We start from the raw sequence: 14,075 nt of genomic DNA on the forward strand, positions 1-14,075 counted from the left end.
TGATGTGTTATTTGCTGTAACTGAATATACGATGTTCAAAATTGTCAGTAATATCGCGTACGCGGTAAATCTTCCAACGTCCATTTTCTTCTCGCAACCAGGCCTGGAGATGAAGCGATTGATCATCTTCGACTCCCAGCCAAACATCAACCACTTCACTGCTCATCATTGCCTGTGGTTTTCCCACCTTCAGAGCTGGGATCCATGCAGGGTCATAGTCCTGAGTGTAGGTAAAATAGTCAGAATTAACGATTTCCTGCTCAGGAATTTTGGCAATGTTTTCAAGACGATTTAACGTATCTGTGGAGACATACTGATTGAGCCACTGAGGTCGATTTTCAGAGGCTGATGAAGAGAATGATGTGAGGTAGGATTTATAAAAATCGTATGCTTGAGTGTGTGAATCCTGTCTATTTGCAACACAGCACGCTGAGAGAAAAGAAGCAATTAAAATCATCCCAATACGCATCAAGGCATCCTGTAAATTTTAAAAGAAGGTTGAGAATGCCGATAGCCAGGGCCGGGATACATTGTGCGCTGCCTGAAATCTGAGATCCATATTGAGCCATCAAACATTGCCATATGCCCGGCTGGGTTTCCTCCACTATAAGGTTGGATAACCACAATATCACCAGCATTTATCGTTGAACCAGGAGGTAATTCACGAAACCCTGCACGAGATAATGACGTGCCATAATTTTTTGCATTACTTGTTCGATTGAGAGTGAGGCCACCAGCTTCGATTGCGTGCCTGGTAAATTCAGCGCAACGATTTTGGGATTCTGCATTAGCACGGCTTCTTAAATGTTGTAATGCCCGGTCTCTGTTCCATGTCATAGACGTCTCCTTTTAAGTGCTGAGTACGTTAATAACTAGGCCTTATCACGTGCAAGGCAAAAAATGCTATTCTTTATAGTGTAGGGATTTTAAAGGAAATCCGAAAAAATTTAATTTTAAGGAGCTGGGCCTGTTAACTATTCCACGGGCATTAAATTCTGTGGGTGCGGCGATTGGGTATGTTTCCCAGTTTGATGCAGGAAAAGTTTCTCGCGACAAAGGCATATTATTCCCGCCTGCGCCACAAACCTTTTCCTCACAGTTGGTGATTGGTACGCCTTATTTAAACGATGAAAATATTATCAAGCTGAAAAAAGCGTTTGCCGATCCCCGTGTGCAGCAGTGGTTAAAGGAAACCACCGATCCGCTGGTGCAGGGTGTGCTGGTGCCTGTTTCGGAAAAATAAAATGTTCAGCCCGGAATAGTCCGGGCTTTTTTAACATCAAGGCATTCTGTAAAGGGTAAATAAAGGTTGAGCTTGTCGATAGGCGAGGTCGGGATACATTGCGCGCTGCCTGAAATCTGAAATCCAGATTGAACCATCGAACATGGCCATGTGACCGATCAGGTCATCTTCACTATGTGGTTGAATAACAACAATATCACCAGCAATTATTATTGAGTCAGCAGGCAACTCGGCAAACCCTGCACGTGATAATGATGCGCTAAAGTTTTTTGCATTATTGGTTCGGTGCAGAGTGATTCCACCTGCTTCTATTGCCTGTTTGGTAAATTCGGCACAACTATTTTGGGATGCTGGTTTTGCACGACTTCGCAAGTGTTTTAATGCTTTATCTCTGTTCCATTTCATGTCGTTCTCCTTTTAAAATAATCGCGTACTCTAATGAATTTGGCATGCTTCTTGCTAAGCTAATTGTGCTATTTGCATTTATTATGACATTTAAGTGATTTATTTTACGTGCATTATGACTTTGTCGCACATTCAAATAATTTTTCCTTGTTTGTTATTGCAAGGTTTCCTCTCTATAAAAGTAGTGTGGCACCCGAAAATAACGGGTGAACCTGCAAATAAAATAATAGGTATATGGGGATACTATGAGTTCAATTAATATTGACGATGGCATTGCAATATCGCCATCCCATTCAACACCGGTTCGATCCGTCAGTGATGTGGCGCAGCTGATTAACACCCGTACCAGTAAAAATAGTTACGCACGCTGGATAGTCTTTCTGGCTCTGGGCGGCGTGTTTCTCGATGCCTACGATCTGACCACGCTCTCCTACGGCATTGACGATGTGGTGAAAGAGTTTGGCTTAACGCCGGCGATCACCGGGCTCGTGACGTCATCGATCATGATCGGCACCATAGTGGGCAACCTGCTGGGTGGCTGGCTGACCGATAAATATGGCCGCTACTCCGTCTTTATGGCCGATATGCTGTTCTTTGTGGTCTCCGCGATTGCTGCCGGATTAGCGCCGAACGTTTGGGTGCTGATCGGTGCCCGTTTCCTGATGGGCATTGGCGTTGGCATCGATTTGCCCGTGGCGATGGCCTATCTGGCTGAATTCTCGAAGTTTGCGGGCAAAGGCAACAAAGCCGCCCGGCTGGCGGCCTGGTGCCCGATGTGGTACGCCGCTTCGTCCGCCTGTTTCTTTATTATCTTTGCGCTCTACTTCCTGCTGCCTGCCGAACACGCCGACTGGCTGTGGCGCGCCTCGCTGCTGTTTGGTGCGGTGCCTGCGCTCTTGATCATCGCCGTGCGCAGCAAGTTTATGAATGAATCCCCGCTGTGGGCCGCTAATCAGGGTGACCTGGAAGGGGCGGCGCGTATTCTGCGTGACTCCTATGGCATTACGGCGCATGCCGCCGAACCCGATGAAAGAGAGCCCGTGAAGAAGGCCCCCCCGAAGGTGAGTTTCCGTGTGCTGTTTCAGAAACCGTACCGCGAACGCACCATTGTGACGGCGGTCATGAATATCTGTATCTCGTTTGAATACACCGCGATTGCCTTCTTCCTGCCGTCAATTCTTGCGCAGTTCCTGGGGGCAGGCGTGTTTGAAACCATCTCTGCTTCACTGGGGCTGAATGCGCTGTTTGCCTTTACCGGCGGTCTGCTGGGCATGCGTCTGGCATGGAAATTCCCATCACGTCATGTGGCGATTGCCGGTTTTGCCCTGCAATTTATCGCGTTGATCTCGCTGGCGCTGATTGGTCACCCAAGTGCCACGATGGGTGTGGTGTTCGCCATCCTGATGTTGGGTCTGTGGCTGTTTGCTGAAGGTTTCGGCCCTGGCGCGCAGATGATGATCTACCCGGCACTCTCTTATCCAACGCATATCCGAGCCACCGGCGTCGGCTTTGGCCGCTCCCTGTCCGGCGTCGGCAGTGCGCTGGCGCTGTTTATCCTGCCCATTTTGCAGGCCTCTTTTGGCACTAATATGTTCTGGATTGTCTCGCTGGCCGCGATTATCCCGATTATTTTCCTGCTGGTGATCCGTTTTGAACCGACGAAGCAGGACATTGATGACCCATCCGAAAAGGAAGAATCCTATGTCTGAATCTGTTGCTGATTACGCCGCGCTGGCGGCCCGTTTTCGCCCGGTATTTGCCCGCATTGCTGCAGGTGCTGCCGAACGTGAAGTGACGCGTACACTTCCGCTGGAGCCGATACGTTGGTTGAAAGAAGCCGGGTTCGGCACCCTGCGTATCCCGCAGGCGGAGGGCGGTTTTGGCGCCACCTTGCCGCAGCTGTTCCAGCTGCTGACGGAGCTGGCGGAAGCCGACTCTAACCTGCCGCAGGCGCTGCGCGCCCATTTCGCTTTTGTGGAAGATCGCCTGAATCAGCCTGACAGTGAAGAGCGTCAGCGCTGGTTCCGCCGCTTCCATGATGGCGAGCTGGTGGGCAGTGGCTGGACGGAAATCGGCAATCTCAAGTTGGGTGAGGTAATCACCCGCGTCACCCCGTCAGAGAAGGGCTGGTTGATCTCCGGCGAGAAGTTTTACAGCACCGGCACGCTGTATGCCGACTGGATTGATGTTTATGCCCAACGCAACGATAACGGTCGTGATGTGATTGCGCTGGTGAATACCCATCAGCAGGGCGTAGAGCGTGAAGATGACTGGGACGGCTTCGGCCAGCGTCTGAGCGGCAGTGGGACCACCCGTTTTCATCAGGCAGAGGTTGAGCAGGCGCATGTCTATGATTTCACCGAGCGTTTTCGCTATCAGACCGCGTTTTATCAGCATGTTTTACTGTCGACGCTGGCGGGAATTGGCCGAGCCGTGAAACGCGATGCGGCGGCAGGCGTTGCCAGCCGTAAACGCGTCTACAGCCACGGCAATGCCACGCAGGTGAAAAACGATGTACAGGTGTTGCAGGTAGTGGGGCAGATCTCCAGCTGGGTCTATGCGGTTGAAGCGGCAACTCAGCAGGCAACGCATGCGCTGCAAGGTGCTTATGAGGTCCATAACAGCGGGGACGAGGCGCTGATCCAGCAGGCCAATGTGCTGGCGGAACTGGAGTCCGCACAGGCGCAGGTGATTGCCACCGAGCTGATCCCGCGTGCCGCAACCGAGCTGTTTAATGCACTGGGGGCATCAGATACTCGCATCAGTAAAGCGCTGGATCGCCACTGGCGTAATGCGCGTACCGTGTCGTCGCATAATCCGGTGATTTATAAGATCCGTAATGTGGGCGACTGGGAGGTGAACGGCAAGGAACCGACGTTTATCTGGCAGATTGGCGAAGGGGAGTAACACCCAAACCTACCCACTCTTCACTCTTAGCAGCGGGTCGACCTTTTCTGGTCGACCCGCGATTTGGATGGGGTGGAATTCAGGCCGAAATTATTTCTTATCCAGCGACCATGTCGCCGAACTGACATCCACCTTCACTGGCAATAATCCAATCTGGGTAAACTTATCCGCCAGTGCCTGCTGCTGCTTAAACACTTCCGGTGTCATGCGCTCTGCACCGTAGGGCATTCTCGCCAGTGCACGCTGCCAGATGGGCTGAGGCAGGCCGGTCGAGGTTGAAAGGATCTTCGCGGCGTCATCCGGGTGGGCGTTAGCCCAGGTACTCAGGGTTCCCAGCTCATCGACCACCTGTTTCGCCGTCTGCGGATAGGTATCGGCAAACTTGCGGCTGGCGAGATAGAAGGTGTAGTGCGGTACCAGACCTTCGGCATCTTTCACCAGACGCGCTTTGGCGTTGGTTTCCACTTCGGCGTAGTACGGGTCCCAAATCACCCAGGCGTCCACCGCGCCGCGCTGGAATGCGGCGCGGGCATCGGCCGGAGGCAGATAAACCGGGGTAATGTCTTTATAGTTCAGGCCGGCATCTTCGAGGGCGCTGACCAGTAGATAGTTTACGTCAGAGCCTTTGTTCAGCGCCACGCGCTTGCCTTTCAGGTCCGCGACGGTTTTGATCGGTGAGTTCTCCGGTACCACAATCGCTTCTGTTTTCGGGTTTGCCGGGGAGTGGGCGAGATAAACCAGATCGGCCTGGGCTGCCTGAGCAAAGGTCGGCGGGGCATCACCGGTAGCCGCGAGGTCGATGCTGCCGACGTTCAGGCCTTCCAGCATCTGGGGCCCGGCTGGGAATTCAACCCAGCGTACGGCGATACCCTGTTTTTTAAACTGCTCGTCCAGCGTGCCGCGATACTTCAGCAACGCGAAGATATTGGCTTTTTGGTAGCCGATATTGATGGTTTTTGGTGCGGTTTCAGCGGCGGTGGCGGAAAAGGTCGAGCCAATAACGATCCCGGCAATCAGTCCGCTCAGTAATGCTTTATTCATGTTATTTCCCCAGGTAATAAGCGCTATGGGAAAAACATAACAAAATGCATGAAGCGGGCTTAACGAGTAGTTGTGATAACGATATGTGCAGGATAGATAAGGACAGAGGGCGATCGGAAAAAACGATCGCCCCCTACGGTGAATACGCCAGCAATATGGGTTACTGGTATTGCAGATACGCGACGTGGGTTTGCAGATATTCCTCCAGACCATGACGGCCATCGGCCCCACCGATGCCGGACTTACGCCAGCCCGCGTGGAAGCCCTGCATGGCTTCGAAGTGCTCGCGGTTGATATAGGTTTCACCAAACTTAAGCTGCTTCAGGGCCAGCATCGCGGTGTTCAGATTCTGGGTAAAAATGGAGGAGGTGAGACCATATTCACTGTCGTTGGCCAGCGCAATGGCTTCATCCAGCGTGCTGAACTTCATCACCGGCAGCACCGGGCCAAAGGTCTCTTCCTGCATGATATTCATCTTTTGCCCGACATGGGTCAGCAAGGTGGGTTCGAAGAAGAAACCGGTGTTGCCTGAACGCTTGCCGCCTGTCACCACCTTTGCCCCGGCAGCCACCGCATCCGCCACTTTTTGTTCCACGCGTTGCAGTGCTGCCGCCGTGATCAGTGGCCCCATGTCCAGACCTTTTTGGCTGGCCGGGTCGCCCCAGGTGACCTGCTTAAAGGCAGCACTGAGACGTTCAACCACCTCGTCATATACCCCATCCTGCACGTAGAGGCGTTCTGCGCAGTTACACACCTGCCCGGTATTGATCATGCGTGATGCCACAATCGCTTTTACCGCCAGATCGAGATCGGCGTCGTTCATAATGATGGCCGGGGCTTTGCCACCCAACTCCAGCGAGACCCTGGTAATGTTCTTTGCCGCCGCCTGCATGGTGGCGATCCCGGCACCCACGCTGCCGGTCAGGCTGACCAGTCCGACCTTCGGGTTTGCGGCCAGTTCGTGACCGACCACCGGGCCGTAGCCGGTAACCAGGTTAAACACCCCGGCAGGCAGACCAATCTCATCAACAATCTGCGCAAAGATAATCGCGTTGTTCGGGGTCAGTTCACTCGGTTTGACCACGATGGTGTTGCCCGTTAACAGGGCCGGCGCGGCTTTACGGGCAATCAGGAAAAACGGGAAGTTCCACGGCAGAATCCCTGTCGTGACGCCAATCGCTTTCTTAAATACCAGGATGTTCTCCTGCGGGCGATCGCTCTGCACGATCTCACCTTCGTAGCGGCGCGCCCATCCGGCCATGTAGTCCAGATAGTCCGCGGTAAAGAACACTTCCGTTTCGGCGAGCTCCTGGGTTTTTCCCCCTTCGGCAACGATGGTGGCGGTCAGCTCTGCGGCACGCTGGCGCACACCCTGGGCGATTTTTTGCAACCAGTTACCGCGTTCGATAGCGGGCAGCGCTTCCCAGGCGGGCTGAGCCGCCGCTGCCGCATCAATAGCGCGCTGCGCATCTTCTGCGCTGCCTTCAGGAATGCGCGACAGCACGGCTTCTGTTGCCGGATTGATCACTTCTATCCAGCGATCGGCGCGATTTTCGACAAACTCACCATTGATATACATGTGTTGCTGAACTGGGTTCATGGCTGATTCTCCGTGACACACTTTTTATAGGGTTGTTAATTAACAGCGCAAAAACTGTTGCAGGTCTGAGAAGGTGCTACAGCTGGCGGTGAATCACCTTGATGTGGCTGCCATCAATGAGAGCTGGCTGGCAAAAACGGCAAGAACCCCATGCCTGCGCTGGCATTATTTATATTTAGTGATGAATATGAGTGGCTTAGGAAAAAATCACGATTTAGCACGTTGCAGCGAATCAGATGATTGATTTGTGACAGCGGAGGGGAGAAGGTGCTCAATTTTGCCAGGTTTGGTGCCAGAGGGGCAACCAGCCTAAGGTTGAGCACCTGACCTTCTCCGTAGACTCCTTCGTCATCAGGGCAAACAACAACGAAGGATTAAAAAATGAGTGAAGCCATTGTCTCCGGTATTTTGTGGCATCTGGTCGGGGCCGCAAGTGCTGCCTGCTTTTATGCACCGTTCAAAAAAGTGCGCAACTGGTCATGGGAAACCATGTGGTCGGTGGGGGGGATCATGTCGTGGATCGTGCTCCCCTGGGCCGTCAGTGCGATCCTGCTGCCCAACTTCTGGGCCTACTACAGCGCGTTCTCGCTTGAACAGTTGATGCCTGTCTTCCTGTTCGGCGCGATGTGGGGGATTGGTAACATTAACTACGGTCTGACCATGCGTTATCTCGGTATGTCGATGGGCATTGGTATTGCCATCGGCATCACTTTGGTGGTCGGAACGTTAATGACGCCGCTGCTTCAGGGGCGCTTTGTGGAGCTGTTCAGTTCTGCCGGAGGACGATTGACGCTGCTGGGCGTGCTGGTTGCTCTTGCAGGCGTGGCGATCGTCTCCCGTGCCGGGTTGTTAAAAGAACGGGCAATGGGCATCACTGCGGAAGAGTTCAACCTGAAAAAAGGGCTGGTACTGGCGGTGATGTGTGGGATTTTCTCAGCCGGTATGTCCTTTGCCATGGACGCCGCCAAACCGATGCATGAAGCGGCAGCGGCGCTGGGTATCGATCCGCTGTACGTGGCGTTACCGAGCTACGTGGTGATTATGGGCGGCGGGGCGCTGGTTAACCTTGGTTTCTGTTTTATCCGTCTGGCGACCAAATCAAACCTGTCAGTGAAAGCGGACTTCTCTGTGGCGAAATCATTGCTGATTGCCAACGTTTGTCTGTCACTGCTCGGCGGCATCATGTGGTATCTGCAGTTCTTCTTCTATGCCTGGGGCCATGCACGTATTCCGGCGCAGTATGACTTCGTCAGTTGGATGCTGCACATGAGCTTCTACGTCTTGTGTGGTGGTCTGGTGGGTCTGGTTCTGAAAGAGTGGAATAACGTGGGGCGTAAGCCGGTGCGGGTCCTTAGCGTGGGATGCTTCGTGATTATTATTGCGGCCAACATTGTTGGTCTGGGTATGGTTTCCTGATCTGGTAGAGAGCCCCGGGACTCTCTGGCTTGCTGTCAGTTTAAGGTCAAGGTCAAGGGCGTTTCGCTTTCCCACTGCGCGGGCGAAGCGACAAGGGGCGGCCAGTCGCCGCCGCCCCTTGACCCCGGGCTTGCGGCAGGCGCCGCGCCCGCTTTGCGGGTGCCTTCGTCAGTTCCGTTCACCGACGGACCGCTCGTGACGGCACTTCCCTGTGCCGGCCCGAGCTTTCACCGCCATCCTGGCGGTTCATCCTGGTTCACATCACTTCCTCAGCGCAGCTTAATTGCCGCCTCAACATCAAAACCAAAATCTAAAAGATTAAATAAAACCAAAAAGGCTTTTTGTGTCTGGTCTATTTGATTGGTTTTTCTTTTTATTTTGACCCGGCCGTTGACCTTTTGAGCGGCAATTAAGCCTCGCCGAAGGAGGGGGGATTTCCAGGACGAGCCAACAGGACGTTGGCGAGAGGGCGTGCCGGGACAGGGATGTCCCGTCACAACCAGTCCGGCAGGAAAGCCGACCGACTGAGGGAACCCGCGTCAAGCGGGCGATGCGCCTGCCGCAGCCCGGATTCCTAAGGGCGGGGCGACTGCCGCCCTTAGGTCGCTTCGCCCACGAAGTGGGAAAGCGAAACGCCCTTGACCTTAAGACCTTGACCTGGGCTTGACCTGGCCTTGGCTCAAGCCCAAGCCCCTGGCCTTATGCCTCAAAGGTCAACCCTCCCGCATTATTGCAATCAGGCCTTTTCCGGCCGAACGTGCAAAGCGGAAGGACGCACAAATCGCTGGCGCCAGGCGCTGGGGGTCAGCCCGGTATCACGGGTGAACACCACGGAAAAGTAATTACTGTCATCAAAGCCGCAACGTGCGGCCACTTCACCGATCAGACATTCGCTGGTACGCAACAGGTGCTTCGCCTGGCATAGCTGCAACTGACGTAAATAGTGCCCGATAGTCATGCCAGTTTGCTGACGGAAGAGTTGTTTCAGCGCACGCTCTGACAATTGGTGCTGGCCACAAAAGGTGGCAAGGTCAAAGGGGACAGCAATCTGCCCCTGAATCGCGGCCATCAGCAGATCGAGCTGTTCTCCCTCCGGCATCTGCCAGGCCCGATCGGACGCATAACGATGGCGTTGCAACACTAAGGCCAGCTGTAAAAACAGCGCCTCCGTCAGCTGACGTGACAGCACATCACTCTTCCTGCTTTCCTGTTCAAGCTGCTGGATCACGCCACGCGCCAACGCCATGCCGCGTGTGGTTAAACGCCAGGCGGCGGATTCACGCGGGGGAATAAGTTGCTGCCAGTCGAGGCTCAGTTGAAAACGCTCCGGGCAGTAAAGAATATTATCCAGCGCCAGTTCATTGACCGATTCATAGCTGTGGCAGTCATTGGCATTCAGATAGAAAATATCACCGCAGGTGATCAGCCAGGGGCGGTCATTCATCACGTGCAGGCCATTACCGCGCCAGACCAGCACAATCTCATTGAATTCGTGGACGTGAGGCGGGAATGAGGGTTGAGAGGTGCGTTCAGCCACCGCGACAGGCATCTGTTCAGAAGGGAAGTAGTCAGCTTTTGCCAGTCGCAGGGGAGCGGTCACGGGTCACCTCATCAGTCATTTTGTCGCAGTGTACGTGGAGAAAGGCCAAATTCACGCTTGAACAGCGTAGAAAAGTGATTGCTGTCACCAAAACCGCAGTGAAACGCAATATCTGTCACCCGCATTTCACTGTGACGCAGCAGGTGGCGTGCTTCCAGCAATCGCAGCCGATTAAGGTAACGTTGAGGTGTGCTGCCGGTCTGCTGTTTCAACTGGCGGTGGAGCGTGCGCAGCGACAGCGAAAAACGGTCGGCAAGATTTTCCCAGTCCACATCCTCACTGTAGTGATCCGCCAGCCAGTCCAGCAGACCACGCAGGCGACTGTCCTGATCGTCGTTGCTGGCGCTGCCCCCCTGGCGTAACAGCAACAGCAGACGCATAAAATGCATCTCCTGCTCTGCCTGGCAGGCCAGGCTGTCACTGAGCGGTGGCTGCTCTAACTGCTCGATTAACTGCCTGGCCTGGGCCAGCACTTTGTTGCCGATACGCCAGTGCGAGGGGTAGTTTCCGTCCTGCTCCTGCGGTAGCAGATGCTGCAGGCCGGAGAGAAAACGAAAGGATTCCGGCCCGCGATAGAGCACGTTGGTCAGGCACAGATTTTCCGTTTGCTCATACAGATGGCGATCATGACTGCGTACAAAGCAGACGCAGCCGCTGCATAAAGGCTGTGACTGGCCGTTAAAGACATGAATACCTGCACCCTGTTCAACAATGACAATTTCATGAAAATCATCATGATAATGCTCCGGGAACACCCCTTGTGGCGCACGGGGTTCAATGGCGACCGGGAAATGCCCTGTCGGGAAGAAATCAGCGCTGTGTAACACGGTCATGATCGTTTCCTCTTTAACATATCAGCAACAGAGTCTACGCAGCGCGACGGAAACCCACCTTGAATTTTTGACAGCGAAAGCGACTATCCCGGTGATATTTTTAAGAAAGTGGGGGAAAGAGTGAGAAATGAGGGCAGGGTCACATCCCGTGATTCTGCGTGCCATCAATCAAATTGTGATCTGCTTCACGTTCATCTTTGCCAGGCTGCCAGCGGTCAGATCCGGCTGGCAGTAGCGAGAAGGTGGCAAAATCAGGCTCTTTTACACTGGTGACATTGAATCATCAGGAAGCGAACACATGAGCCTTCGTCACTTTGTCGCCATCGATCTTGGCGCGTCCAGCGGCCGCGTTATGCTGGCCCGTCACGACTCAGAAAGCGGTGCGATGACGCTGAATGAAGTCAGCCGCTGCGTAAACCAGCTGGTCACCGTTGATGACCATCAGTGCTGGGATCTTGATGCACTGGAACAGTTTATTACTGACGCACTGGAAAAAATCGACCGCCAGGGCATCGTGCCCGAAAGCATCGGGATTGATACCTGGGCGGTCGACTATGTGCTGCTGGATGCGCAGGGGAACCGGGTGGGTCTACCCGTGGCCTATCGCGATGACCGTACCCAGGGCGTGATGGCACAGGCCTGCCGTGAACTCGGCCATGACCGTATTTATCAGCGCACCGGCATCCAGTTCCTGCCGTTTAACACCCTGTATCAACTGCGTGCACTGTGCCGTGATGCCGCGCCAGAACTGGCGCAGGTGGCACATGCACTGATGATCCCTGACTACCTGCATTACCGCCTGACGGGTGAACTTAACTGGGAATACACCAACGCCACCACCACGCAAATGCTGAACATCACCAGCGGTGAGTGGGACGCGGATCTGCTGCGCTGGAGCGGGGCGAACCCGTCATGGTTTGGCAAACCGTCACAGCCAGGTAAACGCGTCGGGGGCTGGACCAGCCCGTCAGGCAAGGTGATCCCCGTGGTGGCCGTCGCCACCCACGACACCGCCAGTGCCGTACTGGCGACGCCGCTGGCGGGTGACAATGCGGCTTACCTCAGTTCCGGCACCTGGTCATTAATGGGCTTTGAAAGCCGTCTGCCCTTTACCTGTCAGGCTGCCCAGGATGCCAATATCACCAACGAAGGCGGGGCCGAAGGGCGCTTCCGGGTGTTGAAAAACATTATGGGTCTTTGGCTGCTCCAGCGTGTGTGTAGCGAGCTGGCCATCACCGATCTCTGTCAGTTGATTGCGGATGCGGAGCAGCAGCCAGCCTGTCAGTGGCTGATTAACCCGAATGACGATCGCTTTATTAACCCACCCAGCATGGTACGTGAAATTCAGGATGCCTGCGCCGGGCAGCGAATGCCGGTGCCGACCACCCCTTCTGAGCTGGCGCGTTGTATCTTTGACAGCCTGGCCTTCTGCTACCGCCAGGTGTTGCAGGAGCTGGAACAGCTGCGCGGTGCGCGCTTCAGCCAGCTGCATATTGTCGGCGGCGGCTGCCAGAATCCATTTCTTAATCAGCTATGTGCCGATGCCTGTGGCATTCCGGTGTTCGCTGGCCCGGTGGAGGCCTCCACGTTGGGCAATATCGGCTGCCAGCTGATTACCGCCGGTGCGGTGGCCGATGTCACGGCTTTCCGCCAGCAGCTTGGCCAGCATTTCCCTCTTATCCGTTTTGACTCTCACGGGAGTGATGTGTTTCGCCGCAATCTGGCGCGTTTCGTGTCACTCACCTCTTCAGCAAAGGAGCTATGTATATGACCCAGGCCATCGAGCAGGCTTTCGTCCTGGCGAAACAGCGTTTCGCCGATATCGGTGTGGATGTAGAAGCCGCACTGTCACAGCTCGACCAACTTCCCGTTTCCATGCACTGCTGGCAGGGCGACGATGTGCGCGGTTTTGAAAACCCGCAGGGCGCACTGACGGGCGGTATTCAGGCCACGGGCAACTATCCTGGCCGCGCACGTAATGTGGAAGAGTTGCGTTCGGACCTTGACCAGGCGATGGCGCTGATCCCCGGCCCGAAACGTCTCAACCTGCACGCGATCTATCTGGAAAGCGAGCAGGCCGTCAAACGCAATGAAATCAAACCACAGCATTTTGCCGGGTGGGTCGCGTGGGCGCGCGATCGCCAGCTGGGGCTGGATTTTAATCCCAGCTGCTTTTCGCATGAGCTGAGTGCTGATGGCTTTACCCTGGCGCACAACAATGCCGAAATCCGTCAGTTCTGGATTGAGCACTGTCAGGCGAGCCGCAAGGTGTCGGCTTACCTGGGGGAGCAGCTCGGTACGCCCTCAGTGATGAATATTTGGGTGCCGGATGGCATGAAAGATCTGACCGTGGATCGCCTTGCGCCACGTCAGCGCCTGATGGAATCCCTGGATGAAGTGATCGGCGAAAAACTCAACCCGGCTCACCATATTGATGCCGTCGAAAGCAAGCTGTTCGGCATTGGCGCCGAGAGCTACACCGTGGGTTCGAACGAGTTTTGCCTCGGTTATGCCGCCAGCCGCCAGATCGCGCTGACGCTGGATGCCGGTCACTTCCATCCGACCGAAGTGATCTCCGATAAGATCTCTACCGCGATGCTGTATGTTCCACGCCTGCTGCTGCATGTCAGCCGCCCGGTACGCTGGGACAGCGACCACGTGGTGCTGCTGGATGATGAAACCCAGGCGATTGCCAGCGAAATCGTGCGTCAGCGTCTGTTTGATAAGGTGCACATCGGCCTCGACTTCTTTGATGCCTCCATCAACCGTATTGCGGCCTGGGTGATCGGCACGCGCAATGCCAAAAAAGCGCTGCTGCGTGCACTGCTGGAACCGGTCGATATGCTGAAAACGCTGGAAAACGACGGGGATTACACGGCGCGTCTGGCGCTGCTGGAAGAGCAAAAATCCCTGCCCTGGCAGGCCGTGTGGGAAACCTGGTGTCTGCGCCACGATGTCCCGGCCGGTGCCAGCTGGTTAAACGACGTCCGTCATTACGAACAACAGATTCTCAGCCAACGTTAAGGGTAT

The 14,075-nt window shown here is 54.8% G+C and carries 14 protein-coding genes and 1 pseudogene; 7 read left to right on the forward strand and 8 right to left on the reverse strand.

The genetic code is table 11. The annotated features are described in order from the left end of the window. Positions 1-7: 7 nt before the first annotated feature. Both HHI26_RS01295 and HHI26_RS01300 read right to left on the reverse strand, forming a co-directional pair. A complete protein-coding gene (locus HHI26_RS01295) occupies positions 8-469 on the reverse strand; it encodes a YbjP/YqhG family protein (RefSeq protein ID WP_159336588.1) in 462 nt (153 codons plus the stop codon). Next, positions 469-837 (reverse strand): CHAP domain-containing protein, encoded by a 369-nt coding sequence (locus tag HHI26_RS01300; RefSeq protein ID WP_171148430.1) that lies wholly within the window; start codon positions 835-837, stop codon positions 469-471. The genes HHI26_RS01295 and HHI26_RS01300 overlap by 1 nt, the downstream gene beginning before the upstream one ends. Positions 838-931: 94 nt before the next feature. Between HHI26_RS01300 and HHI26_RS01305 the strand changes: the two are divergent. Then, a pseudogene (locus HHI26_RS01305) lies at positions 932-1,243 on the forward strand (metal ABC transporter substrate-binding protein); the annotation flags it as partial. Positions 1,244-1,279: 36 nt separating this feature from the next. Here HHI26_RS01305 and HHI26_RS01310 read toward each other — a convergent pair. After that, positions 1,280-1,648: a hypothetical protein gene (locus tag HHI26_RS01310; RefSeq protein WP_159336590.1), complete on the reverse strand. Its 369-nt coding sequence runs from the start codon at positions 1,646-1,648 to the stop codon at positions 1,280-1,282. A 245-nt stretch (positions 1,649-1,893) separates the two neighbouring features. On the opposite strand from HHI26_RS01310, the gene HHI26_RS01315 reads away from it, so the two are divergent. After that, positions 1,894-3,357: an MFS transporter gene (locus HHI26_RS01315; RefSeq protein ID WP_133841963.1), complete on the forward strand. Its 1,464-nt coding sequence runs from the start codon at positions 1,894-1,896 to the stop codon at positions 3,355-3,357. After that, the gene (locus HHI26_RS01320) at positions 3,350-4,555 is read left to right on the forward strand and encodes an acyl-CoA dehydrogenase family protein (RefSeq protein ID WP_133841964.1); all 1,206 of its coding nucleotides are present in this window, start codon (positions 3,350-3,352) and stop codon (positions 4,553-4,555) included. The genes HHI26_RS01315 and HHI26_RS01320 overlap by 8 nt, the downstream gene beginning before the upstream one ends. Before the next feature lie 90 nt (positions 4,556-4,645). Here the strand turns inward: HHI26_RS01320 and HHI26_RS01325 are convergent, their stop codons facing one another. After that, positions 4,646-5,596 carry a sulfonate ABC transporter substrate-binding protein gene (locus HHI26_RS01325; protein WP_167863823.1) on the reverse strand — a complete coding sequence of 317 codons (951 nt, stop codon included), beginning with the start codon at positions 5,594-5,596 and terminating at the stop codon, positions 4,646-4,648. 160 nt (positions 5,597-5,756) lie between these two features. Then, the gene (gene aldA / locus HHI26_RS01330) at positions 5,757-7,196 is read right to left on the reverse strand and encodes an aldehyde dehydrogenase (protein ID WP_171148431.1); all 1,440 of its coding nucleotides are present in this window, start codon (positions 7,194-7,196) and stop codon (positions 5,757-5,759) included. Positions 7,197-7,269: 73 nt separating this feature from the next. Between aldA and HHI26_RS01335 the strand changes: the two genes are divergently transcribed. Further along, positions 7,270-7,440, forward strand: a complete 171-nt coding sequence (locus HHI26_RS01335) for a hypothetical protein (RefSeq protein WP_166653691.1) — start codon at positions 7,270-7,272, stop codon at positions 7,438-7,440. Between the two features lie 137 nt (positions 7,441-7,577). Then, complete coding sequence (gene rhaT / locus HHI26_RS01340) at positions 7,578-8,612, forward strand: L-rhamnose/proton symporter RhaT (RefSeq protein WP_133841967.1); 1,035 nt, start codon at positions 7,578-7,580, stop codon at positions 8,610-8,612. A gap of 269 nt (positions 8,613-8,881) precedes the next feature. On the opposite strand, the gene HHI26_RS01345 is transcribed toward rhaT, so the two are convergent. The 3 genes from HHI26_RS01345 to rhaS all read right to left on the reverse strand — a co-directional run bounded on the left by HHI26_RS01345 (position 8,882) and on the right by rhaS (position 11,045). Then, complete coding sequence (locus HHI26_RS01345; protein ID WP_171148432.1) at positions 8,882-9,109, reverse strand: hypothetical protein; 228 nt, start codon at positions 9,107-9,109, stop codon at positions 8,882-8,884. 239 nt (positions 9,110-9,348) lie between these two features. Beyond that, positions 9,349-10,212, reverse strand: a complete 864-nt coding sequence (gene rhaR / locus HHI26_RS01350) for an HTH-type transcriptional activator RhaR (RefSeq protein WP_133841968.1) — start codon at positions 10,210-10,212, stop codon at positions 9,349-9,351. A gap of 11 nt (positions 10,213-10,223) precedes the next feature. Then, on the reverse strand, positions 10,224-11,045 hold the full coding sequence (gene rhaS, locus HHI26_RS01355; protein WP_133841969.1) for an HTH-type transcriptional activator RhaS: 822 nt from the start codon (positions 11,043-11,045) through the stop codon (positions 10,224-10,226). Between the two features lie 298 nt (positions 11,046-11,343). On the opposite strand from rhaS, the gene rhaB reads away from it, so the two are divergent. Together rhaB and HHI26_RS01365 are read left to right on the forward strand one after the other, a co-directional pair. Further along, the gene (rhaB, locus tag HHI26_RS01360; protein WP_133841970.1) at positions 11,344-12,816 is read left to right on the forward strand and encodes a rhamnulokinase; all 1,473 of its coding nucleotides are present in this window, start codon (positions 11,344-11,346) and stop codon (positions 12,814-12,816) included. Beyond that, positions 12,813-14,069 carry an L-rhamnose isomerase gene (locus HHI26_RS01365; RefSeq protein WP_133841971.1) on the forward strand — a complete coding sequence of 419 codons (1,257 nt, stop codon included), beginning with the start codon at positions 12,813-12,815 and terminating at the stop codon, positions 14,067-14,069. Before rhaB ends, HHI26_RS01365 begins: the two co-directional genes overlap by 4 nt. The last annotated feature ends 6 nt before the right edge of the window (positions 14,070-14,075 follow it).

The organism is Erwinia sp. JH02 (assembly GCF_013074405.1).
Classification (GTDB): Bacteria; Pseudomonadota; Gammaproteobacteria; order Enterobacterales; family Enterobacteriaceae; genus Erwinia; species Erwinia rhapontici.

What these genes read in the sequence shown, in the direction of transcription:
- rhaB (WP_133841970.1), top strand. Translation starts at nt 11,344, where the DNA reads ATGAGCCTTCGTCACTTTGTCGCCATCGATCTTGGCGCGTCCAGCGGC.
- HHI26_RS01320 (WP_133841964.1), top strand. Translation starts at nt 3,350, where the DNA reads ATGTCTGAATCTGTTGCTGATTACGCCGCGCTGGCGGCCCGTTTTCGC.
- HHI26_RS01315 (WP_133841963.1), top strand. Translation starts at nt 1,894, where the DNA reads ATGAGTTCAATTAATATTGACGATGGCATTGCAATATCGCCATCCCAT.
- HHI26_RS01310 (WP_159336590.1), bottom strand. Translation starts at nt 1,648, where the DNA reads ATGAAATGGAACAGAGATAAAGCATTAAAACACTTGCGAAGTCGTGCA.
- aldA (WP_171148431.1), bottom strand. Translation starts at nt 7,196, where the DNA reads ATGAACCCAGTTCAGCAACACATGTATATCAATGGTGAGTTTGTCGAA.
- HHI26_RS01300 (WP_171148430.1), bottom strand. Translation starts at nt 837, where the DNA reads ATGACATGGAACAGAGACCGGGCATTACAACATTTAAGAAGCCGTGCT.
- rhaT (WP_133841967.1), top strand. Translation starts at nt 7,578, where the DNA reads ATGAGTGAAGCCATTGTCTCCGGTATTTTGTGGCATCTGGTCGGGGCC.
- rhaS (WP_133841969.1), bottom strand. Translation starts at nt 11,045, where the DNA reads ATGACCGTGTTACACAGCGCTGATTTCTTCCCGACAGGGCATTTCCCG.
- HHI26_RS01295 (WP_159336588.1), bottom strand. Translation starts at nt 469, where the DNA reads ATGCGTATTGGGATGATTTTAATTGCTTCTTTTCTCTCAGCGTGCTGT.
- HHI26_RS01325 (WP_167863823.1), bottom strand. Translation starts at nt 5,596, where the DNA reads ATGAATAAAGCATTACTGAGCGGACTGATTGCCGGGATCGTTATTGGC.
- HHI26_RS01365 (WP_133841971.1), top strand. Translation starts at nt 12,813, where the DNA reads ATGACCCAGGCCATCGAGCAGGCTTTCGTCCTGGCGAAACAGCGTTTC.